General features: G+C 64.0%; 18 protein-coding genes and 1 pseudogene. 11 read left to right on the forward strand and 8 right to left on the reverse strand.

Annotation, left to right across the window (positions count from 1 at the left end):
• Positions 1-56: 56 nt before the first annotated feature.
• Positions 57-395 (forward strand): hypothetical protein, encoded by a 339-nt coding sequence (locus FLG15_RS18490; RefSeq protein WP_150147010.1) that lies wholly within the window; start codon positions 57-59, stop codon positions 393-395.
• Between the two features lie 138 nt (positions 396-533).
• Here FLG15_RS18490 and FLG15_RS18495 read toward each other — a convergent pair whose 3' ends face one another.
• From FLG15_RS18495 to FLG15_RS18505, 3 genes and pseudogenes are all read right to left on the reverse strand, one after another.
• Positions 534-1,106: a hypothetical protein gene (locus tag FLG15_RS18495; protein ID WP_150147013.1), complete on the reverse strand. Its 573-nt coding sequence runs from the start codon at positions 1,104-1,106 to the stop codon at positions 534-536.
• 30 nt (positions 1,107-1,136) lie between these two features.
• Positions 1,137-1,335, reverse strand: a pseudogene (locus FLG15_RS18500) (hypothetical protein).
• A gap of 220 nt (positions 1,336-1,555) precedes the next feature.
• Entirely contained in the window at positions 1,556-5,098 is a 3,543-nt protein-coding gene (locus FLG15_RS18505) for a CheR family methyltransferase (RefSeq protein ID WP_150147016.1), read from the reverse strand.
• Positions 5,099-5,307: 209 nt separating this feature from the next.
• On the opposite strand from FLG15_RS18505, the gene FLG15_RS18510 reads away from it, so the two are divergent.
• Positions 5,308-5,688 carry a response regulator gene (locus tag FLG15_RS18510; protein ID WP_057677575.1) on the forward strand — a complete coding sequence of 127 codons (381 nt, stop codon included), beginning with the start codon at positions 5,308-5,310 and terminating at the stop codon, positions 5,686-5,688.
• Here FLG15_RS18510 and FLG15_RS18515 read toward each other — a convergent pair.
• The 3 genes from FLG15_RS18515 to FLG15_RS18525 are packed head-to-tail and all read right to left on the reverse strand — an operon-like array spanning position 5,682 to position 7,542.
• The gene (locus FLG15_RS18515; protein ID WP_209227097.1) at positions 5,682-5,924 is read right to left on the reverse strand and encodes a hypothetical protein; all 243 of its coding nucleotides are present in this window, start codon (positions 5,922-5,924) and stop codon (positions 5,682-5,684) included. The genes FLG15_RS18510 and FLG15_RS18515 overlap by 7 nt on opposite strands.
• Positions 5,921-7,204, reverse strand: a complete 1,284-nt coding sequence (locus FLG15_RS18520; RefSeq protein WP_017157411.1) for a sigma-54-dependent transcriptional regulator — start codon at positions 7,202-7,204, stop codon at positions 5,921-5,923. Before FLG15_RS18520 ends, FLG15_RS18515 begins: the two co-directional genes overlap by 4 nt.
• A gap of 32 nt (positions 7,205-7,236) precedes the next feature.
• The gene (locus tag FLG15_RS18525; protein ID WP_081022726.1) at positions 7,237-7,542 is read right to left on the reverse strand and encodes a hypothetical protein; all 306 of its coding nucleotides are present in this window, start codon (positions 7,540-7,542) and stop codon (positions 7,237-7,239) included.
• A 196-nt stretch (positions 7,543-7,738) separates the two neighbouring features.
• On the opposite strand from FLG15_RS18525, the gene FLG15_RS18530 reads away from it, so the two are divergent.
• The 3 genes from FLG15_RS18530 (at position 7,739) to cydB (ending at position 10,743) form a co-directional block, all read left to right on the forward strand.
• Positions 7,739-8,020 (forward strand): hypothetical protein, encoded by a 282-nt coding sequence (locus FLG15_RS18530; protein WP_017157410.1) that lies wholly within the window; start codon positions 7,739-7,741, stop codon positions 8,018-8,020.
• Positions 8,021-8,332: 312 nt separating this feature from the next.
• A complete protein-coding gene (locus tag FLG15_RS18535) occupies positions 8,333-9,742 on the forward strand; it encodes a cytochrome ubiquinol oxidase subunit I (RefSeq protein ID WP_150147019.1) in 1,410 nt (469 codons plus the stop codon).
• Entirely contained in the window at positions 9,733-10,743 is a 1,011-nt protein-coding gene (gene cydB / locus FLG15_RS18540; protein ID WP_150147022.1) for a cytochrome d ubiquinol oxidase subunit II, read from the forward strand. Before FLG15_RS18535 ends, cydB begins: the two co-directional genes overlap by 10 nt.
• Positions 10,744-10,855: 112 nt before the next feature.
• Here the strand turns inward: cydB and FLG15_RS18545 are convergent, their stop codons facing one another.
• Both FLG15_RS18545 and FLG15_RS18550 read right to left on the reverse strand, forming a co-directional pair.
• Complete coding sequence (locus FLG15_RS18545) at positions 10,856-11,065, reverse strand: hypothetical protein (RefSeq protein ID WP_170922355.1); 210 nt, start codon at positions 11,063-11,065, stop codon at positions 10,856-10,858.
• A 147-nt stretch (positions 11,066-11,212) separates the two neighbouring features.
• Positions 11,213-11,854, reverse strand: a complete 642-nt coding sequence (locus FLG15_RS18550; RefSeq protein WP_057677580.1) for a DUF6766 family protein — start codon at positions 11,852-11,854, stop codon at positions 11,213-11,215.
• Between the two features lie 218 nt (positions 11,855-12,072).
• Between FLG15_RS18550 and FLG15_RS18555 the strand changes: the two genes are divergently transcribed.
• The 6 genes from FLG15_RS18555 (at position 12,073) to FLG15_RS18580 (ending at position 19,957) form a co-directional block, all read left to right on the forward strand.
• Complete coding sequence (locus FLG15_RS18555; protein WP_008577702.1) at positions 12,073-12,939, forward strand: SDR family oxidoreductase; 867 nt, start codon at positions 12,073-12,075, stop codon at positions 12,937-12,939.
• Between the two features lie 433 nt (positions 12,940-13,372).
• Positions 13,373-14,542 carry a UDP-glucose 4-epimerase GalE gene (gene galE / locus FLG15_RS18560; RefSeq protein WP_150147024.1) on the forward strand — a complete coding sequence of 390 codons (1,170 nt, stop codon included), beginning with the start codon at positions 13,373-13,375 and terminating at the stop codon, positions 14,540-14,542.
• Positions 14,543-14,578: 36 nt separating this feature from the next.
• Positions 14,579-15,763 carry a glycosyltransferase family 1 protein gene (locus FLG15_RS18565; protein ID WP_057677581.1) on the forward strand — a complete coding sequence of 395 codons (1,185 nt, stop codon included), beginning with the start codon at positions 14,579-14,581 and terminating at the stop codon, positions 15,761-15,763.
• Positions 15,760-16,944 (forward strand): UDP-galactopyranose mutase, encoded by a 1,185-nt coding sequence (gene glf / locus FLG15_RS18570; protein WP_057677582.1) that lies wholly within the window; start codon positions 15,760-15,762, stop codon positions 16,942-16,944. Before FLG15_RS18565 ends, glf begins: the two co-directional genes overlap by 4 nt.
• 89 nt (positions 16,945-17,033) lie before the next feature.
• Positions 17,034-18,185 carry a glycoside hydrolase family 1 protein gene (locus tag FLG15_RS18575; protein WP_150147027.1) on the forward strand — a complete coding sequence of 384 codons (1,152 nt, stop codon included), beginning with the start codon at positions 17,034-17,036 and terminating at the stop codon, positions 18,183-18,185.
• Positions 18,182-19,957: an ABC transporter ATP-binding protein gene (locus FLG15_RS18580; RefSeq protein ID WP_150147030.1), complete on the forward strand. Its 1,776-nt coding sequence runs from the start codon at positions 18,182-18,184 to the stop codon at positions 19,955-19,957. Before FLG15_RS18575 ends, FLG15_RS18580 begins: the two co-directional genes overlap by 4 nt.
• Positions 19,958-19,996 lie beyond the last annotated feature (39 nt).

Below are 19,996 nucleotides of genomic sequence, written 5' to 3' on the forward strand. Positions count from 1 at the left end.
ATCAGCCCGGGGCCAGCGCGCTCCGGGCTTTTTCATTGCACTGAACAGGAGTTGCCATGAACACAAAATCCACACTCGACACACACGACGAACGCCAATCGGCCTATCGCGGCAACGGTCCCGACGCATCGGTGGATGGCCGGGGCCGTGACGATCCATCGGCGGTCCAGACCCACGACGCACAGCCACCGCGTGACGGGGCGCCGGAAGCGTTGAATCAACGCGGTCATGGCCGCGGCGGCAGCCTGGGCGAAGGCGAACCCGACGGCCACCCGGAACGCGATGGCAGCACGCAACCCAACTTCGGCCAGAGCGGCACGTACGGCAAGCAGCGACACATCGACGCGCAGCAACGCGCACTGGATGACGGTGCCGAGGACACCGGGAACGATTGACGATTGCGTGCTTAACGGCGGTCTATTGATCTGGTCGCAGCGAGCTGGCCACCAAGCGGCAATCCCGATCCATCCGCACTACCGCAACGATGAAGGGGCCCACTGGGCCCCTTCTTTTTGGCTATGTGGCGCGCGCGCTCACACCCGTGCGCTCCGCGCCGAGGCCGCTTCGCCCGCCCACTCCGGTCGTACGCCGGCTGCGGCGGCGCAGCGTTCCAGCCGCCAGGGCGTGAGATGACGCATGGCTTCGGCACCGCCCATGTGCAGCCACTTGCTCAGGTCGGCGTCGATACACAGCGGCCGGTAGGTGGGCATGCTCGCCGATGAAGCGACGAGCAACGAGAATCCCATCTGCAGGTGTCCGCCGATGTCCATCACGTTGCGCAATCCGGCGGCATACACCGCACTGCCGTCCTGGCTCAACCAGGTTGCGGCAGTGGTGCCATCTGCCGATGCAGTGCAGACGAAACCGCACAGTGGAATGGCGCAGCGCTGGGTTTCCCAGATGGCCAGATCCACCCCGCCCAGTCCGCCGGGCTCCTGCAAATGGATCGAACGCTGCTGCCCCGGTGCGCGGCGACCGAAGGTGGCGCGCTCTTCGCGTTTGCCGCCACGGTCTGCAACCAGAATGTCGGCATCAGCGCCTACGCCGACCTCGACCCAAGCATTGCTCGCCACGCGGGCAGACAACTGAAGAATGCGCGTAATCATGACTACTCCACTGTATGCATCTCGATGACTTCAGTGGTTACGCATAATGCGCGCCAACTTTTTTCACTTTGGCAAAGGTCGCCACTGCAAGAGTTTCACGCAGCTTCAATCGCACGGCACGCGCTGCGAACGCCGAATAGGCCGCAGGATCTGCACCATCGCGCAGTATTTTCCGTAGGCTACGCGTGTACAGCGCACGCGATGTTGTGAGATGCACAAGCGTGTGCAGCAGAGTTTGCTGCGGCAGGCAGGCACGCAATACACACGCGTATCGTGTGCAGTACGGCGCTCTTCACTAGCGGTCCAGATGATCGCGTAGGTCGTTATCCGCACCAAGCCGCGTGCCGGTGGGCAGACATGCACATCGCGGCGTGTGCCGCGCTGTGCGCGTGCACACCCTGCCCGCTGCAGCGGTCAATTCCTGCAGTCCCGACGTCTTGCGGTCCAACTCACCCGTTCACCGGATTGAGCGGCAACTGGATCTCGCATTCCAGGCGCGTATCGCTGAGCTCGTAGCGCGTCTGCGCGCCATGGCTGTACGGCAACGCCTTTTCGATCAGCCGGCGGCCAAAACCGCCGGCTTCATCGCGGTCGTTGCGCAGCTGCTGGCTGGCACCTTCTTCGATCCACAATAGCTTCAGGCGCGCCGGCGTATCGCTGCCGGAGACGACTTCCCAACGGATCGACAAGGTGCCGGTATCCACCGCCAGCGCGCCATGCTTGAGCGCGTTGGTCGCCAGCTCGTGCAGTGCCAAGGCCAGCGTCTGCACGGTGGATTTGCGCAGCGCCACGTTCGGCCCCACCACCACGATGCGGCTTTGATCCGGCTCTGCCCCTAGCGCATCCAGCTCCATGCGCAGCAGGGCACCGATGGTGGTGGGCATATTGTCCGATTGCGATAGCAGCCCCTGCACGCGCGACAACGCAGCCAGCCGATCCTCGAACTTGGCCGCAAACTCGGGCATGCTCTGGCTGGCCTGCACGGTCTGCTTGGCCACCGACTGCACCACCGTGATCAGATTGCGCGTGCGGTGCTGCAACTCGGCCACCAAGACGCGCTGCTCTTCCTGCAGGCGGCGCAGGTTGTCCGATTCGGTGGAGGTGCCCAGCCACTCCAGCACCTGGCCGCGTTCGTCGCGCACCGGGGCGCCGCGCGTATGAAACCAGCGGTAACCTTGTTCGGCCGCATTGAACAGACGGTGTTCGATATCCAGCCCGCCGCTGGACGCACTTTCCAGCCAGGCATTCATGGTCGGCTCGCGATCGTCCGGGTGCACCGCCTGCAACCAGCCCAGTTCCAGGCTCTCGGCATCGCTCTGGCCGGTGTAGCTGGACCATTGCGTGCTGGACCAGGTCCAGCGGCCGCCATCGAGCGAGCGCCACACCAGCTGCGGGATACCTTCCATCAACGTGCGCAGGCGTTGCTCGCTGCTGCGTAGTGCACGCTCGGCGCGCGTGAGCGGGGTGACGTCCATGAAGGTCAGCACCGCACCACCGATGAAATTGTCCACGGTGCGATACGGCAACACCCGCACCATGTAGCGCGCATGCGTGGTGGGATTTTCGACCTCGCGATCGAGCACTGCCAGGGTGCGAATCACCCGCCGCGCATCATCCTGCAGTTCGTCGTAATCCACATGCAGCTTGATGTGGCTGATCGGGCGCTGGATATCGCTTTCCACCAGCGGCAGGATGTCGGTGACGGCCGGGGTGAAGTTGGTGACGCGCAATTCGTTGTCGAGGAAGACGGTGGCGATCTGGGTGCTTTCCAGCAGGTTTTTCAGATCGCTGTTGGCATGTGCCAGCTCCTGCACGCGATGGGCCAGCTCACCGTTGACGGTGGTCACTTCCTCATTGACCGATTGCAGCTCTTCCTTGGAGGTTTCCAACTCCTCGTTGGTGCTCTGCAGTTCTTCGTTGAGCGACTGGTATTCCTCGTTGGAAGACTTGAGCTCCTCGTTGGTGCTTTCCAGCTCTTCGATCATCGATTGCAGGCGCTCGCGGGTAATGCGCAGCTCATTTTCCAGCACTTGCACATGACCATCGTCGTGTGCGCTGTCTTGCGGGCGGGGCAGCTCCACCGGTTCGCGCGCTTCCACTTCCTGGAACAGCACGACGTAGCCGCGCGGCACCTCCGAATCGGCGGTCGGCTCCACGAACAGGTTCACCGCCCAGGTCGCCGCGTCTTCGTGCACCTGGATGCCTCTGACATGCACGGGCGAGCGGTCGCGTTCTGCGCGGCTGAGCGCGCTGCGCAAGTCCAGGCGCAGATCGCGATGGATCAGATTGAGCAGGTTGAGACTGGGCGTGCCGCCGCCTGGGCGGATGAATCGCCCGGCCTGCGACGAGAAGTGCAGCACCTCGAACTGCTCGTCCAGCACCGCATACGCCGGCGCATAACGGTCGGCGATACGCTCGCCGGCACGCACCAGCGCATTGCCGGGAGTGCGCTGCCGTTGCGGCGGTGTCGGCACCCGGGCAACCGCAGCGGTCGGTACGGTTGGGAACGTCGCATGCACGTTGCTCTGTGCATCGATGCGCTGAAACACACGAAAGCTGCGCTCCACCGGGGTGAACAATTGCGCGTGACGCGAGACGTTTTCGGCGTTGCCCAGGAACAGATAACCGCCTGGACGGATGGCGAAATGGAAGATCGGGATCACCCGGTTCTGCAATTCGGCATCCAGATAGATCAACAGATTGCGGCACGACACCAGGTCAAGCCGCGAAAACGGCGGGTCCTTGACGATGCTGTGCTGCGAAAACACGCACAGCTCGCGCAGCTCCTTGCTCACCACATAGGTGTCGCCTTCCTTGACGAACCAGCGCCGCAGCCGCTCGGGTGCGACTTCACCGACGATGCTGGAGGCATAGCGCCCCACCCGCGCAGTGGCCAGTGCGCGTCCGTCGATATCGCTGGCGAAGATCTGGATGCGTGGCGCGGTGTCCAGGGTTTCGGCGTGTTCGCGCAGCAGCATCGCTAGCGAATAGGCCTCTTCGCCCGTGGAGCAGCCCAGCACCCAGATGCGCAGGCTGTCGCCAGTGTGCTTGCCCTGGAACAGCCGCGGAATCACCTGTTGCTCAAGGAATTCGAACTCGCGGCGGTCGCGAAAGAACTTGGTCACGCCGATCAGCAGGTCGTTGAACAACTGCAACGGTTCGTCGAAGCGATTGCGCAGCACCTCCAGATACTGCTCCAGGGTTTCCACCTGCGCCACCTGCATGCGCCGTTGCACGCGCCGCAGGAAGGTGGCGCGCTTGTAGCCATGAAAATCGTGACCGGTGGTATTGCGCAGGATGGCGGCGACCTGGCTGAGCTTGTCGCTCTCGCTGCCATTGCGCACGCCGGTCGGCACCGGATGACCGAAGCCGTGGTGGCGTTGCATGTGCGCGGCGATACGCGCGGCGATCTGTGGCAGGGGCAGGATGTCGTCGGTGATGGCAGCCGGGTTGCTGGCGCTGCGCAGGTCCAGCCCATGCAGTGCGGCATCGTCCACGGCCAGCGCCAGACCGCCGCACTCGCGGATCGCCGCGGTCCCCAGCGTGCCGTCGCCATCGAAGCGCCCCATGATCAGGCCGATCACATTGCCATCCTGATCGTGCGCCATCGAAACGAAAAAGCTGTCGATCAATCCGTGATCGCTCTCGCCACCGGGCAAGGCGCGCAGACGGATGCGCCCTTCTTCCAGCGTAACCACCGTATCGGCCGGCGGCAGATAGAAGCGCCCCGGTTGCAGCCGATCACCATCACTGGGGACCGACAGCAGGGTCGCCTGGCTGCCAAGCAGTTCGCGCAGGCGTGCCCCATCCAATAATTGGCGGTCGCGCAACAACAGCATGATGGCCAGATTCGAGGCGCCAGCAACCGCATCGAGCAATTCTGCCAGGCGATCCGCGTCCATGCCGGCGGCGCCCACGCCGAGCACGAATAAGGGCGGCTGCGTGTTCGCATCCGTGGCGATGTCGTTGATGGAAGTTTCGTCGTCGGTCATGGCGGCACTAGCGTCGCAACGCTGGGTTCAAGCGCAATCGCCCATGATCGCGTAAAGCACGGTGGACCGCCATGCACCACGCCACGCATTGCGTGCGCACACTGCAGAGACCGGTCTTGGAAGCGCCTGCTTGCGCGCCGCGTTAACCTGTATTGGGAGCACCATGCGCACGCGCGTTGCCTAAAAACGCCACTGCCCTGGAGCCTGTCATGCACGAGACTGCACTCGCCGGCCGCCGTATTCTTGTGGTCGAGGACGATTACTTGTTGGCCGAATCGCTCAACGACTTGCTGGTAGAAGCAGGCGTCGATGTCGTGGGACCGGTCGGCAATGTGCCCGACGCGCTCTCGCTGGTGGCGTCGGGTCAGGCCATCGATGGCGCCTTGCTGGATGTCAACGTGCGCGGCCAGGCGGTGTTTCCGGTCGCCGATGCATTGATGAAGCGCGGCGTGCCGTTTTCGTTTTGCTCCGGCTACGACCGCTATACGCTGCCGCAGCGCTTTGCGCATCTGTCGTACTGCATGAAGCCCTACAACGCGCGCACGATCACCAGCCTGCTCAGCCACCAGACCGAAACGGCCAATCACTGATCGGTGCGGGCGGGCTGGGCGCTATCGCCCGGTTCCACACCGGGCTGCTGCAGGGCGCGCTCCTGCTCGCCCAGCTGGTTGAGCAGTTCGACGGCGGCCTGATGCGCTGTGCGCAGCGTTTCCAGCGGCTTGGACGTTTCGTTGCGCAACGCATACAACGCAAAGCCCATCACGTTGAGACGATTGCGCAACTGGTGCAGCAGCTCGCGCCGCTGCCCACGCGGTGCCTCGCTCACTCCGCACCCTTGTCACTGAGACGGTTGTGCAAGGTGCGCACGCTGATGCCCAGTTCTCGCGCGGCGGCCTTCTTGTTGAAGCGCGTGCGCGCCAGTGCCGATTCGATCATCGCGTCTTCGGCCTGTCGCACGGTCCAGCCCACAGGAATCAGCAAGCCATCCTGGTCGGCCTGCGGCACAGTCTGCTCCACGTCCGGGGCGCTCAACAGATCGCCATCGGAGCGCAGATACAGATAGTGGATGAACGAGCGCAGCTCGCGCACGTTGCCCGGCCAGGCGTGGTAGGCCAGGTAGCGCAGCAACGACTTGGTCGGCAACTTGCGCTTGCCGTATTTGACGTTGAGCTCGTCGATAACGCGCAAGCCAAGCAGGCGCGCATCGCCGCGGCGCTCGCGCAGTGGCGGCACCTGGATCGGGTATTCATTGAGACGGTAGAACAGGTCTTCACGCAGCACCGCCTGCTCGCGCTGCACGTGCTGGTGGGTGGCCGCCACCACGCGCGCATCCAGTGCGATTTCCTCGTTGCCGCCCACACGCATGAAGCTGCGCGATTCGATCGCCCGCAGCAGATACACCTGCAGCCGCTTGGGCATCTCGCCGATTTCATCCAGGAACAGCGTGCCGCCTGCGGCCTGCTCCAGGAACCCGGCATGGCGACGGTCGGCGCCGGTGAAGCTGCCGCGCTCGTGGCCGAACAACTGGCTGGCCAGCAACTCTTCCGGAATGGCCCCGCAGTTGACCGGCACGAAGCGGCCGCGACGACCGGACACACGGTGGATGGCGCGCGCCACCAGATCCTTGCCGGTGCCGGTTTCGCCGGTCACCAGGACATTCAGATCGGTCGGCGCCACGCGCACGATGTCCTTGCGCAGCATGACGATGCTGTCGCTGTTGCCAACGATGCCCAGGTTGCCCTGTTGCGCTTCGCGCAGCCCCCCGAGTACGCGCTCCAGGCGCTCGGGCGCGAACGGCTTGGTCAGGAATTCGCTAACCCCGAACTGCTGCGCGCGACCCTGGGTTTCGCGCGCGTAATCGCCCGAGACCACGACGATCTGCGGGGTGTGGTCAGGGTCGAGCCGTTCGATCAGATCGAAACCGCTGCCGTCTGGCAGGCCAACATCCACCACCAACAGGTCCGGAAAGTTGCTGTCCAGCCAGCGGCTGGCTTCGCCGAGGGTGTGGATACCCTTGGCACGGAAGCCGCTATCGGTGGCGAGTTCAACCACCTGATCGCAGAACTCCACGTCGTCGTCGATGATGGCGCAGGAAAGACGGTCCATGAGCGCTTCTGTCCGCAATGACTGATACATGTTCAGTTGAGAATTGTGACGGCCGCGCGAAATGCGCTGACGCACCACATCGAAAATTGCATGCTGCTGTCACGATCTGTGGGTGGTGCGGCGCTCTTCCCCCAGTCGAGCCCGCCCAGATGACTGAGGGCGAAGTACGCATGGAAGCGCTCGATTGCGCCAGTGCCAAGCGTCACGCTCTGGATCGGTCGCCGCTTCGAGAATGCCGAAACGCCAAGGAGTGCAAGGTTTGCCGCGGCAGCGGTGCCAGTCCAACGACGGCTGCCGTCTTGATCGAGCGCTGGCTGAGCTCGCTTGCGTGCCTGCATCGAGGCCAGGATATCAGCCGGGGCTGACGTAAGCCGACGCCACCGCGGCGCCGCATGAACCCGTCAGGAAACCGCATCGGGTCTGCTGGGTTGCCCACAGCCTACGCACCGCGCGTGGAAGAGGCGTGCACAACGCATTCACACGTTCCTCCGAGGATGCGGCGAACACTTGCCCAATCAACGAATGAGGTGTCCCATGCACGCAATCTCGGCGCCCGTGCAGGCCGATGTGCAAACCGAATTGGACTACTGGCGTGGCGAGCACCGCCGGGGCCAGCTTGGCTATTACGCATTCGACGGCATTCCCGAAGGCACGATCCGGGCGGTCTGCGCGGCCTATAACAGGCGTCCCGACCTGACCGATGCGGAAGCGGTCAAGGCCGTGCGCGATGCGCTGTGCCTTACTCCCGGCTCGATGAATGCCGTGCTCGCCGATTGGCTGGCGCCGCGTTGCCTGCGCCACTTACGCCAGGCGTGATGCAGTCGGCGGTTGGGCTCGCTTGATTGGTGCGGTGTACGCCTGCCGTGATTGGCCGGGCTCTTTGGGCCCGCAGGTTCTTCGAGTCGGCAAGGTAGCGCACGGTGCACCAGTTCACTCTTTTCCGCGTGTGATGGGCGCAGGCTTGTTGATGGCACCACGTGACCGCACGCAATGGCGGCGTGCGTACTCATGTGCCCGCTGCGCGCACGCTGCAGGCGCAAGCTGCGCCTTGCCCTCGCCCGGCTGGCATCCCACGCCGCGGCCGTCGTGGCGCCGCCGCCGCATACCGCAAGGCAATAGGAGACACCTGTGGAAGCGCTGCTGCTGTCTCGTATCCAGTTCGCCTTCGTCATTTCGTTCCATGTGTTGTTTCCGGCCTTCACCATCGGCCTGGCGAACCTGCTCGGTTTTCTGGAATGGCGCTGGCTACGCACACACGACGAGGCCTGGAAGCGGCTGTACTTTTTCTGGTTGCGGATCTTTGCGGTGTCCTTCGGCATGGGCGTGGTCAGCGGCATCGTCATGGCCTTCCAGTTCGGCGCCAACTGGCCCGAGCTAAGCCTCATCGCCGGCAGTGTCATCGGCCCGCTGCTGAGTTATGAGGTGCTCACTGCGTTCTTCCTGGAAGCCAGCTTCCTGGGGGTGATGCTGTTCGGCTGGGGCCGGGTTTCCGAACGCCTGCATTTCTTCGCCACCTGCATGGTGGCGATCGGCACGCTGGTGTCCACGTTCTGGATCCTGTCGTCCAACAGCTGGCTGCATACCCCGCATGGCTACGCGATGGTCAACGGCATCGTGCAACCGGTCAGCTGGATGCAGATCATCTTCAACCCGTCGTTTCCGTATCGGCTGGTCCATATGGCGCTGGGTTCGTTCATCACCACCTGCTTCGTGGTTGGCGGCGTCGGCGCCTACTATCTGCGCAAAGGGCTGCATGTGGATGCCGGCGCCCGCATGTTGCGCCTGTCGGTGGCATTTGCCGCCATCGTGCTGCCCATCCAGGTCCTGGTGGGCGACCAGCACGGGCTCAACACGCTGGAGCACCAGCCGCTCAAGGTCGCCGCGATGGAGGCGCACTGGCACAGCGAAGGCGATGGCGCCGGCGTGCCGTTGGTGGTGTTTGCGTTGCCCAACGCCGAGGCCGAGCGCAACGACTATGAGCTGGCCATCCCACGCCTGGGCAGCCTGATCCTGACCCATAGCGCTGACGGCGACATTACGCCGCTGACGTCGGTGCCGCGCGATCAACGGCCGCCGGTGGCGCCAGTGTTCTTTGCCTTCCGCATCATGGTGGGCCTGGGGATGGCAATGCTGTTGCTGGCGTGGATCTCGGCCATTGCGTGGTGGCGTGGACGCCTGCATGCCAGGCCGCTGATCCTGGCATGGAACGTCATGCTGCCGGCTGGATTCATGGCGCTGGTGGCCGGCTGGTTCGTCACCGAGATCGGGCGCCAGCCGTGGGTGGTGTACGGGCTGTTGCGTACGGCCGATGCGGTGGGCCCGCAATCGACTGCGACAGTGGCGGTATCGCTGCTGGTGTATCTACTGGGCTACGCGTTCGTTTTCGGCTTCGGCATCTTTTATCTGACCAAGCTGGTCCGTGCCGGGCCGCAACCCAGCCGCGACGGGCCGGATGTGGCCGGTGGCGAACACACCCCGGCACGCCCGCTGTCTGCAGCAGAGACATCATTGGAACAGGAGAACACGCCATGGAACTGAGTGACTGGTTGCCGGTGGTGTGGTTTGGCGTGATCGGTTTCGGTGTGCTGATGTATGTGGTGCTGGACGGCTTCGTGCTCGGGCTGGGCATGCTGGCGCCGTTCGCGCGCGACGAACAGGAAGTGGACCTGATGATGAACACCGCCGCGCCCATCTGGGACGGCAACGAAACCTGGCTGGTGCTTGGCGGCGCGGGGCTGTTCGCTGCGTTTCCCACGGCGTATGCGGTGATCCTGTCCGGCCTGTATCTACCGGTGCTGTTGATGGTGATGGCGCTGGTGTTTCGTGGGGTGGCGTTCGAATTCCGCTTCAAGGCGCAGCGCTCGCGTCGGCTGTGGACGTTGTCGTTCATCGCCGGATCGATCCTGACCGCGTTCGCGCAAGGCATCATCCTTGGCGCGCTGGTGGAAGGCATGCCATTGGACAACGGGCGCTACACCGGCGGCGTGTTCGGCTGGTTCAGCCCGTTCACCATCCTCACCGGTGCTGCGCTGGTGTTCGGCTATGCACTGCTCGGCAGCACCTGGCTGATCCTCAAGACCGATGGGCGCACGCATGCACTGGCGCGGCAACTGACCAAGCCACTGGTGGGCGTGGTGGTGACCTTCCTCGTGCTGGTCAGCGCGTGGCTGCCGTTCCTGAGCTCGCATGTGATGGCGCGCTGGTTTGAGCACGGCAACTTCTGGTGGCTGTCGCCGATTCCGCTGGTGACTGCATGCGTCGCGCTCGCGCTCTGGCGCAGCAGCGATAGCTCGCGCAGCGACGCTATGCCTTTCCTGTTGACGCTGGCGATCTTCGTGCTGGGCTTCACCGGCCTGGTGTTGGGCATGTGGCCGTATCTGGTGCCGCCGAGTTACACCATTTGGCAGGCGGCCTCGCAGATCTTTCCGATGGTGGGCCTGGTGATACTGCTGCCGCTGGTGCTCGGCTATACGGTGTGGTCGTACCGCGTGTTCCGCGGCAAGATCGCCGCTGACGTGGGGTATCACCATCATCACTAGGGGATCGTGCGGCGCGTGGGCGCGGGCAGGCTGCAACGCGTTGCGGCAGCTGCATTGAGACAAACGAAAAGCGCCCGCAATGCGGGCGCTTTCGCGAGACTGACTGCTTGATTCAGCGCCTTTCCGATCCGTCCGGTCGCTCGTAGTCGTGTTCGGGATCGGCCTTGTTGACGTCAGGGTCTTCGTCAGGCATGTCATGCACCTTCCATTCGACATCCTCGTTACGACGCTCCTGTGGCGTAAACGGCTTTTTCTGATCGTCTTCCGGTCCCCATGGCTTTTTCGGTTCGCTGCCCATGCTGATCTCCTGCGTGGTCGTAATGCCCCAACGCTAGGCGCGCAGACATTGCGAGGTGGTGAACGAAGCCCGGTGGTGGCGTGAAGTGCATCCTGGCGATGCACGTCCCACACTGGCGAGCACAGGCCCGGCCGCGCCCGCCTCGCCGCCCGGCGACAGGTTCAAGCTGCCTTACCCGCCGGTCTGCGAATGCGGCGCCTCGACCGGCTTGGACTGCGGCGAATCCTTCTGCCGCAACCAGATGGTCAATACCACCAGCGAGAACACCGCCAGGAACTCGCTCTGCCAGTTCTGCATCGATTCGAACCAGAAAGATGCGCTGGTGAAATGCTCGAAGACCGTGATCGATGGCAAGCCCTTCTGCGCACGCTCCAGCAGTTCCAGCCGCCAACTACCAACCAGGTGCAGCGCAAAGCTCATCAGGAACAATGCCCCGAACGCGATGGCCAGCGAGTGATCGTATAGCCGTCGCCAGACCCCGCCGGCACGCACCGGCCACGGAGTGGTCCCGGGCTTGATCTCAACGCTTTCTTCAGCAGGATCGAGCGGGCGCGATTCGGCCGAGCCCACCTGCCGCAACTTCACGGTGAGCAACACGTACATGCCCATCTGCAGGAATTCGCTCTCCCAGTTTTCGAACAATGCCGACATGAAATGCGGGCTGTGCAGATACGCAGACAGCAGCAGCGTCGGCTGCCCCTGCTCGCGCAATTCGTCGTTATACGCATGCAGCCCGGCATAGACCTGGCAACCGATGAAGAAAATAGTCAACGCAAGCAGACACAACGACAGCCCGTTACGACGCAAGAACATGGGTGACCTCCTGACGATGCGCGCAGTATCGAGCGTCCCGGGCAAAACCGCATGAAGTTTGCATGCGACCGCGCTGTTCTGCTTGCCTCGCGATCGTCGACTGCCACGGACAGCGCCCCGCGCAACACACACCACGCGCACATCGTTTAGCCCGGATGTTTACGCTTGCATGACCACACTGGCGTGCAACCAACGACTTCCACTGCCAGGAGACCACGATGCCCGTACCCAACTATCCACGCCCGCCCTTCAAGCCACAGCAGCAGAGCTTTCCCGGCCGCACCGAGAAGATGGACCCGCGCCCGGACCATGGCGAAGACAGCTACGTCGGCCACGGCCAGTTGAAGGGCAAGCGCGCATTGATCACCGGTGGCGACAGCGGCATCGGCGCTGCGGTGGCCATCGCCTATGCGCGCGAAGGCGCCGATGTGGCCATTGCCTTTCTGCCCGATGAGCAGGAGGACGCGGCACGCATTGGCGCTTTGATCGAAAAGGCCGGCGTCAAGGCGCTGCTGGTGGGATGCGACATCAGCGACCCCGGCCAGGCAGCCGCCTTGATCGATAAGGTCAACAGTACGCTGGGCGGCCTGGACATTCTGGTCAACAACGCCGGTTACCAGAAGTACTTCGAGACCTTCGAGGACATCACCCTGGACGAATGGCGCAAGACGTTCGATACCAACGTGCATGCGGCCTTCAATCTGGTGCGCCTGTCGGTGCCATTGATGACCGACGGCGGCTCCATCATCAACACTGCCTCGGTGCAATCGAAGAAGCCGACGCCCAACATCCTGCCCTACGCCGCGACCAAGGGCGCACTGGCTAACCTCACCATCGGCCTGGCCGGTGTGCTGGCGGAGAAGAACATCCGCGTCAATGCGGTGCTGCCGGGCCCGATCTGGACACCCTTCATTCCCTCCGGCATGGACGAAGAATCGGTGGAAAACTTCGGCGGGCAAACACCCATGGGGCGCCCGGGTCAGCCGGTCGAGTTGGCATCGGCATACGTCATGCTCGCGGCCGACACCGCCAGTTACACATCGGGCACCTTGCTGACCATCTCTGGCGGCGCAGTCACGCTGTAACGCTTTCTGATTGTTGCCATGCCCACGTCGCTGACCAGCGACGCGGGCTTTTTATTGGCTCGATTTTCAATGTGGATCCTCAGCACTCATCAGCGCATGCCATGTCGCGTTTGCTTGCCCGTGCACGCATCCGGGCGTATTGCGAAAAACGCGAAAAACGCACAGCCGAGGTGAGCTTCCGGTCAACGTTGCGCTCGCGTCGCACACACCCATTGCTGCGGTTGCGCTCACGGTCGGCCTCCTACCGTAGGTGACGTTGGAACGTGATGCACGACCCCTCTTCGAAACAGTGCTGCCCGCCACGCCTGCGTGGCGCAGGTGCGAACCCACTGCTGGCGCGACGACATCACCCCACACGCATCGACGCATGCGACGTGGTGCATCCGCGCCATGGTCAGGCCCGCGCAGTAGCGCCCCTATGAGGCAGACGGCAATGAGAATTTTGGTCACTGGTGGTACTGGCTACATCGGCTCGCATACCTGCGTGGAACTGGCGCGGCGTGGGCACGAGGTGTGCATTGTTGATAATTTGAGCAACTCCTCCGAGCGCGTGCTGGACCATCTGCAGCATCTGATGGGATTTCGCCCGGAGTTTCATCGCATGGATGTGCGTGCGCCCGAGCTTGCCGATTTGCTGATCAGCAAGCGCATCGACGCCGTCCTGCATTTTGCCGCGCTCAAGGCCGTTGGCGAATCGGTGCGCGAGCCGCTGCTGTACTTCAACAACAATGTCACCGGCACGCTGGCACTGCTGCGCGCGATGCGGACCGCGAAGGTGTGCAATCTGGTGTTCAGTTCGTCGGCCACCGTGTATGGCGATGCCAACCGCAGCCCGATCGACGAAAGCGCGCCGCTGAAGGCAATCAACCCCTACGGGCGCACCAAGTTGATGATGGAAGAAATGATCGGCGACCTTAGCACCGCGTGGCCGGATTTCAACGCGGCGTTGCTGCGCTACTTCAACCCGGTGGGCGCGCACCCAAGTGGGTATCTGGGCGAAGATCCGCAAGGAATGCCGAACAACCTGATGCCTTACATCGCACAGGTGGCAGTGGGGCGTCGCGCGGCACTGCAGGTCTTCGGCGACGACTACCCGACCGACGACGGTACCGGCGTGCGCGACTATCTGCATGTGATGGACCTGGCGCGCGCACATGTGGATGCCATCGATTACCTGCAGCGCGAGCGCAAGGGCTTGGTGGTCAACCTGGGCACCGGGCGCGGCTACAGCGTGCGCGAGGTGGCCGCCGCGTTCGCGCGCGCCAGTGGCAGGCGCATTCCGCTGAACATCGCGCCGCGTCGCGATGGCGATGTGGCGGTGTACTTCGCCAGCACTGCGCTGGCCAACCGGCTGCTGGGCTGGGCCGCGGAATACGACCTGGACCGCATGTGCCGCGACACCTGGCGCTGGCAGTCGATGCATCCGGATGGCTACGCCGGTTCACGTCTGCCGCGCCAGCGTAGCGCGGAGGTCGTGCCAGAGCGCGACAGTGCGCGCGAGCTGCCGGCACCAGCGCGCCGGCTGTCGCCCGGCCCGGACACGCGCCGTCGCAGCGAGCCGGTGCGCACGCTGGTGGTCGCCGATGGTTTCTCCCGCGCGTGATGCGCAACCACCCATTTCTTTCCACGAGGGCATTCCATGAGTTGGGCTGGTCAGTTCCAATGCGCGATCGGCAAGACCCGCCGCGCGATTCCATCCGACAGCACGCCACAGTTCGATCCGACGCGGCCAACGCTGTTGTGTCTGTCGCATCTGCGCTGGAGTTTTGTCTATCAGCGCCCGCAACACCTGATGTCGCGTTTTGCACGCGATGCCAATGTGCTGTTCTGGGAAGAGCCCATCGCCTGCGATGCCGCCGAGCCCTGGCTGAAGGTGCGCGGCGAAGAGCACGGCGTGCACGTCCTGGTGCCGCGCCTGCCCGCCGGGTGTGAGGGCGAAGATGCCGTGCAGGTGCAACGCCGCTTGCTGGATGGCTACCTGGCCGAGCTTGGCGTGCGCGATCTGTTGCTGTGGTACTATACGCCGATGAGCCAGAGCTTCAGTGCGCATCTGCCTGCACGCATGGTCATTTACGACTGCATGGACGAGCTGTCGGCCTTTCGTGGTGCGCCGCCGGAACTGGTACAACGCGAGCGCGCCCTGCTGCAGCGCGCCGATGTGGTGTTCACCGGCGGCTACAGCATTTGGGAAGCAAAACGCGCGTTGCACGCCAACGCGCACGCATTTCCTAGTAGCGTGGACGTGGCGCATTTCGCCGCCGCGCGCACGCCGCAGCAGGAGCCCGACGACCAGGCCGGCATCGCTCATCCACGGCTGGGCTTCTACGGTGTCATCGACGAACGATTCGATGTCCAGCTGTTACGTGTGATCGCGACGCAGCGGCCGCACTGGCAATTGGTGATGATCGGTCCGGTGGTCAAGATCGACCCCTCCGAGCTGCCGCAGGCCGCCAACATCCACTACCTGGGCGGCAAGACCTACGACGAATTGCCCGGGTATCTCTCCGGCTGGGAGGTGGCATTGATGCCGTTTGCGATGAACGCCTCCACCCGCTTCATCAGCCCGACCAAGACGCCCGAATACCTCGCTGGCGGCTGCCCGGTGGTGTCCACGCCAATCCACGACGTGGTGCGCACCTACGGCGACACCGGCGTGGTGCGCATTGCCGCGACCGCCGACGCATTCGTCGCCGCCTGCGAAGCCGCGTTGCAGGACAGTGCCGATCGCGAGCAGTTGCTCGACCGCGCTGACGCCGTGCTGGGCGATATGTCCTGGGACCACACCTACGATCTGATGAAGGAGACACTGTCTTGGACGCAATGAACCCGCCGGCCGCGGCGCCGCTGGCCGCCCGTCGCACGCGCGGCAACGCACGGCGCGGTTTCGATTACCTCATCGTCGGCGCCGGGTTTGCCGGCAGCGTGTTGGCCGAACGGTTGGCCGCCGGCCTCGGCAAGCGCGTGCTGGTGGTGGACCGTCGCCCGCATATCGGCGGCAACGCCTACGATTTCCATGACGATGCCGGCGTGCTGATCCATCGTTATGGTCCGCACATCTTCCACACCAACGCGCAGCGCATCGTGGATTACCTCTCCAACTTCACCCAGTGGCGCCCGTACGAGCACCGCGTACTTGCGCAGGTGGGCGAGCAACAGGTCCCGATCCCGATCAACATGACCACGTTGAACCGTCTGTACGGCCTGCAACTCAGCAGCGAAGAACAGGCCGCCGCGTTCCTGGCAAGCCGCGCCGAACCGGTGGCCGATATCCAGACCAGCGAAGATGTGGTGATCAATCAGGTGGGCCGCGAACTCTACGAAACCTTCTTTCGCGGCTATACGCGCAAGCAGTGGGGGCTGGATCCCTCGCAGCTGGACAAGTCGGTGACCTCGCGCGTGCCGACCCGCACCAACGACGACGACCGCTACTTCACCGACACCTTCCAGCAGATGCCGCTGCACGGCTATACCCGCATGTTCGAGCGCATGCTCGATCACCTCAACATCAAGGTGATGCTCAATACCGACTACCGCGAGATCTGCGACGAGCTGGAGTACGACCACCTGGTGTACAGCGGGCCGGTGGACGAATACTTCGACTATTGCTACGGCAAGCTACCGTACCGCTCGCTCAGGTTCGAGCACAGCACGCTGGACCAGGAGCACTTCCAGGCGGTGGCCACGGTCAATTATCCGGACGAAGCGGTGGCTTACACGCGTATCACCGAATACAAGCACCTCACCGGCCAGCAACATCCCAAGACCAGCATTACCCGCGAGTATCCTTCGGCCGAGGGCGACCCGTATTATCCGATTCCACGCGCGGAGAACGCCGAGTTGTATCGACGTTATGAGCGCTTGGCCGCCGAGACGCCCAAGGTGACCTTCCTCGGCCGGCTGGGTACCTACAAGTACTACAACATGGATCAGGTGGTTGGCCAGGCGTTGGCCTTGTACAAGCGCATCGAAGACGCCGAACAACGTCGCGCCGAGCTGGCGGTCTGACCACGCACGCCCCGCCCTGCAGCACCGTCGCTGCGGGGCAGTCATCGACGCATCGCTGCACCCCAGCGGCGCGCGCAGCAGGATGTTGGATGCATACCCCTACACTGTTCGAGAGTTTTTTCATGGCGGGGTTCGAGTGCTCGACCCACCGCCGCCGTGACGGGCGCAGGCTCGACCTGATTGCCGCCACCAGGCACGACCGCTGGGCCGCCAAGGACTACGCAGCGTTGTCGGGGCATGGCCTGCGCACCGCGCGCGATGGCCTGCGCTGGCATCTGATCGAGCAACGCCCCCGCCACTACGACTGGTCCAGCTTCCTGCCGATGCTGCACGCGGCCAACAGCGTGGGCACGCAGGTGATCTGGGATCTGTGCCATTACGGCTGGCCGGACGATGTGGACATCTGGACGCCGCAGTTCGTCGACCGCTTCGCACGCTTTGCCGCCGCCGCCGCGCAATGCGTCAAGGACGCCTCGGACGCGGCGCCGTTCTACGCGCCGCTCAACGAGATTTCGTTCTGGGCATGGAATGGGGGCGATCACGCGCGCATGCACCCGATGGCGCTCGGGCGTGGGTTCGAGCTCAAGCATCAATTGGTGCGCGCCACGATCGCCGCGATCGACGCGATACGCCAGGTGGATCCGCGCGCACGCTTCCTGCAGGTGGACCCAGCGATCCATGTGGTGCCCTCCAACGACCGGCCCGGCCCGCGTCGCGAAGCAGAGCGCCTACGGCTGGCGCAGTTCGAAGCCTGGGACATGATCTGCGGCAGACAGTGGCCCGGCCTCGGCGGTGCGCCGGAGTATCTTGACATCATCGGCCTCAACTACTACTCTGATAATCAGTGGTATCTGGGCGGCGTGCCGATCCTGCGCAACTCGCCCGACCACCGCCCGTTCTCGACCATCATGCTGGAATTCTGGCAGCGCTATCGCCGCCCGATGATCGTCTCCGAAACCGGGGCCGAAGCCGATCAACGCGCCCCCTGGCTCGATCACGTCGGCAACGAGGTTGCACTGGCCATGCGACACGGCGTGGCGATGGAAGGCATCTGCCTGTATCCGGTGCTGGACTACCCCGGTTGGGACAATGACCGGCATTGCCCCACCGGTTTGCTTGGTTATGCGGACGAGCACGGCGAGCGACCGGTGCACCAGGGCCTGGCCGATCAACTGCGCCACGAACACGACCGTTTCGGTCTGCGCGCACCGCAGTTCGCGCTGGCCGACATCGCCACGTGAGTACGTCCGCCCACTCCGCCCTGTTGCCGGACACGCCGGCGCGGTTTCTCTGGCACTACATCGGCCAACGGCCGTGGCATTTCAGCGGCTTGCTGCTCTTGATCGTGGGCGCGGCCGGCTGCGCGGTGTCGGTGCAATACGGCATGAAAATGCTGGTGGACGCAATGGCTACCGACCAACGCAGCCAGGCAAACGTGTGGCTGCCGCTTGGCCTGTTCATCAGCCTGATCGCAGTGGAAAACCTCCTGTGGCGACTGGGCGGCTGGTTGGGCTGCCGCACCGTGGTGGCCAGCGTGGTGGACATCCGCGTGGATTTGTTCCGCCATCTCACCGGCCACCCGATGCGCTACTTCACCGAGCATTTTGCCGGTGCGTTGGGCAACCGCATCACTGCGCTCGGCAGTGCCGCCGGGCAGATCTTCGGTGGACTGGCGTGGAAGATCGTGCCGCCCATCGTGGATTTCGTCGGCGCCATCGTGCTGCTGTTGACGGTGGATTGGCGCATGGCCGCCACGCTGGTCGGCTTCATTGCGATCGTGGCGGCCATCATCACCAGCTTCGGCATTCGCGGCCGCGCCAAGCACCAGCGCTTTGCCGCGCAGGCCGCCCGGGTGGGTGGCGAGTTGGTGGATGCGGTTTCCAACGTGTGGACGATCAAGGCCTTCGCTGCGCGCGATCGCGAAAGCGCGCGGCTGGCCGAGCAGATCGGTCACGAGGCCGTGGCGCATCGGCGCAGCTGGATGTACGTGGAAAAGGCGCGGGTGATTCACGACATCTGCCTGTCGCTGATGGCCGGCGGCATGCTGATCTGGGCCATCAGCATGTGGCGCGCCGGTGCAGTGAGTGCAGGCGATGTGGTGTTGGTCAGTGCGCTGACCTTCCGCATCCTGCATGGCTCGCGCGATCTGGCGCTGACCTTGGTGGACACCACCCAGCAACTGGGCGCCATTGCCGATACCTTGCAGATCATCCTGCAACCGCACGCCATCGTCGATGCGGACGTGCCGCTGGCCTTGGCCGAAGGCGATGTGCGTTTCGAAGAGGTGCGTTTCGCCTATCCCGAGCGCGCCGCGGTGCTGGAGGGATTGAACCTGCATATCCCCGCCGGCCAGAAGGTGGGCATCGTGGGGCCCTCCGGTGCCGGCAAATCCACCTTGATTGCCCTGATCCAGCGCCTGGACGATGTGGAATCCGGGCGCGTGCTGATCGACGGGCAGGACATCCGCGGGGTCAGCCAGGACAGCCTGCGCGAAAAGATTGCGGTGGTGCCGCAGGAAACTGCGTTGTTCAATCGCAGCATCGGCGACAACATCCGCTACGGACGTCCCGATGCCAGCGATGCCGAGGTGCACGAGGCGGCGCGGCATGCATTCTGCGATGGCTTCATCCGGCAATTGCCCGACGGCTACGACACCCAGGTGGGCGAGCGCGGGGTGATGTTATCGGGCGGACAACGGCAACGGCTGGGTATTGCCCGCGCTTTTCTCAAGGATGCGCCGATCCTGATTCTGGATGAGGCCACCTCGGCACTGGACACCGAATCGGAAGCGGAAATTCAAGCTGCGCTGGATCACCTGATGCGCGAGCGCACCGTCTTGGCGGTCGCCCATCGCCTATCCACGGTGATCGGTTTCGATCGCATCGTGGTGCTGCAGGACGGCCGCGTCGTCGAAGACGGCAGCCCTGCGGAACTGCGCGGCAGCGGTGGCGTGTTCGACAGTTTGTGGCAGCGGCAGGCGGCCGGATTCGAGACAGCGCCGGAAGCACTGTGAAACGACTGCATTGGGAAGCGCTGGTTGCCTTGCGGATGC

The sequence above is a fragment of the Xanthomonas phaseoli pv. dieffenbachiae genome (assembly GCF_008639345.1).
Lineage (GTDB): Bacteria > Pseudomonadota > Gammaproteobacteria > Xanthomonadales > Xanthomonadaceae > Xanthomonas > Xanthomonas phaseoli.

What these genes read in the sequence shown, in the direction of transcription:
- FLG15_RS18490 (WP_150147010.1), top strand. Translation starts at nt 57, where the DNA reads ATGAACACAAAATCCACACTCGACACACACGACGAACGCCAATCGGCC.
- FLG15_RS18505 (WP_150147016.1), bottom strand. Translation starts at nt 5,098, where the DNA reads ATGACCGACGACGAAACTTCCATCAACGACATCGCCACGGATGCGAAC.
- FLG15_RS18520 (WP_017157411.1), bottom strand. Translation starts at nt 7,204, where the DNA reads ATGGACCGTCTTTCCTGCGCCATCATCGACGACGACGTGGAGTTCTGC.
- FLG15_RS18575 (WP_150147027.1), top strand. Translation starts at nt 17,034, where the DNA reads ATGCATACCCCTACACTGTTCGAGAGTTTTTTCATGGCGGGGTTCGAG.
- FLG15_RS18525 (WP_081022726.1), bottom strand. Translation starts at nt 7,542, where the DNA reads ATGCAGGCACGCAAGCGAGCTCAGCCAGCGCTCGATCAAGACGGCAGC.
- galE (WP_150147024.1), top strand. Translation starts at nt 13,373, where the DNA reads ATGAGAATTTTGGTCACTGGTGGTACTGGCTACATCGGCTCGCATACC.
- FLG15_RS18530 (WP_017157410.1), top strand. Translation starts at nt 7,739, where the DNA reads ATGCACGCAATCTCGGCGCCCGTGCAGGCCGATGTGCAAACCGAATTG.
- FLG15_RS18510 (WP_057677575.1), top strand. Translation starts at nt 5,308, where the DNA reads ATGCACGAGACTGCACTCGCCGGCCGCCGTATTCTTGTGGTCGAGGAC.
- FLG15_RS18565 (WP_057677581.1), top strand. Translation starts at nt 14,579, where the DNA reads ATGAGTTGGGCTGGTCAGTTCCAATGCGCGATCGGCAAGACCCGCCGC.
- cydB (WP_150147022.1), top strand. Translation starts at nt 9,733, where the DNA reads ATGGAACTGAGTGACTGGTTGCCGGTGGTGTGGTTTGGCGTGATCGGT.
- FLG15_RS18550 (WP_057677580.1), bottom strand. Translation starts at nt 11,854, where the DNA reads ATGTTCTTGCGTCGTAACGGGCTGTCGTTGTGTCTGCTTGCGTTGACT.
- glf (WP_057677582.1), top strand. Translation starts at nt 15,760, where the DNA reads ATGAACCCGCCGGCCGCGGCGCCGCTGGCCGCCCGTCGCACGCGCGGC.
- FLG15_RS18555 (WP_008577702.1), top strand. Translation starts at nt 12,073, where the DNA reads ATGCCCGTACCCAACTATCCACGCCCGCCCTTCAAGCCACAGCAGCAG.
- FLG15_RS18495 (WP_150147013.1), bottom strand. Translation starts at nt 1,106, where the DNA reads ATGATTACGCGCATTCTTCAGTTGTCTGCCCGCGTGGCGAGCAATGCT.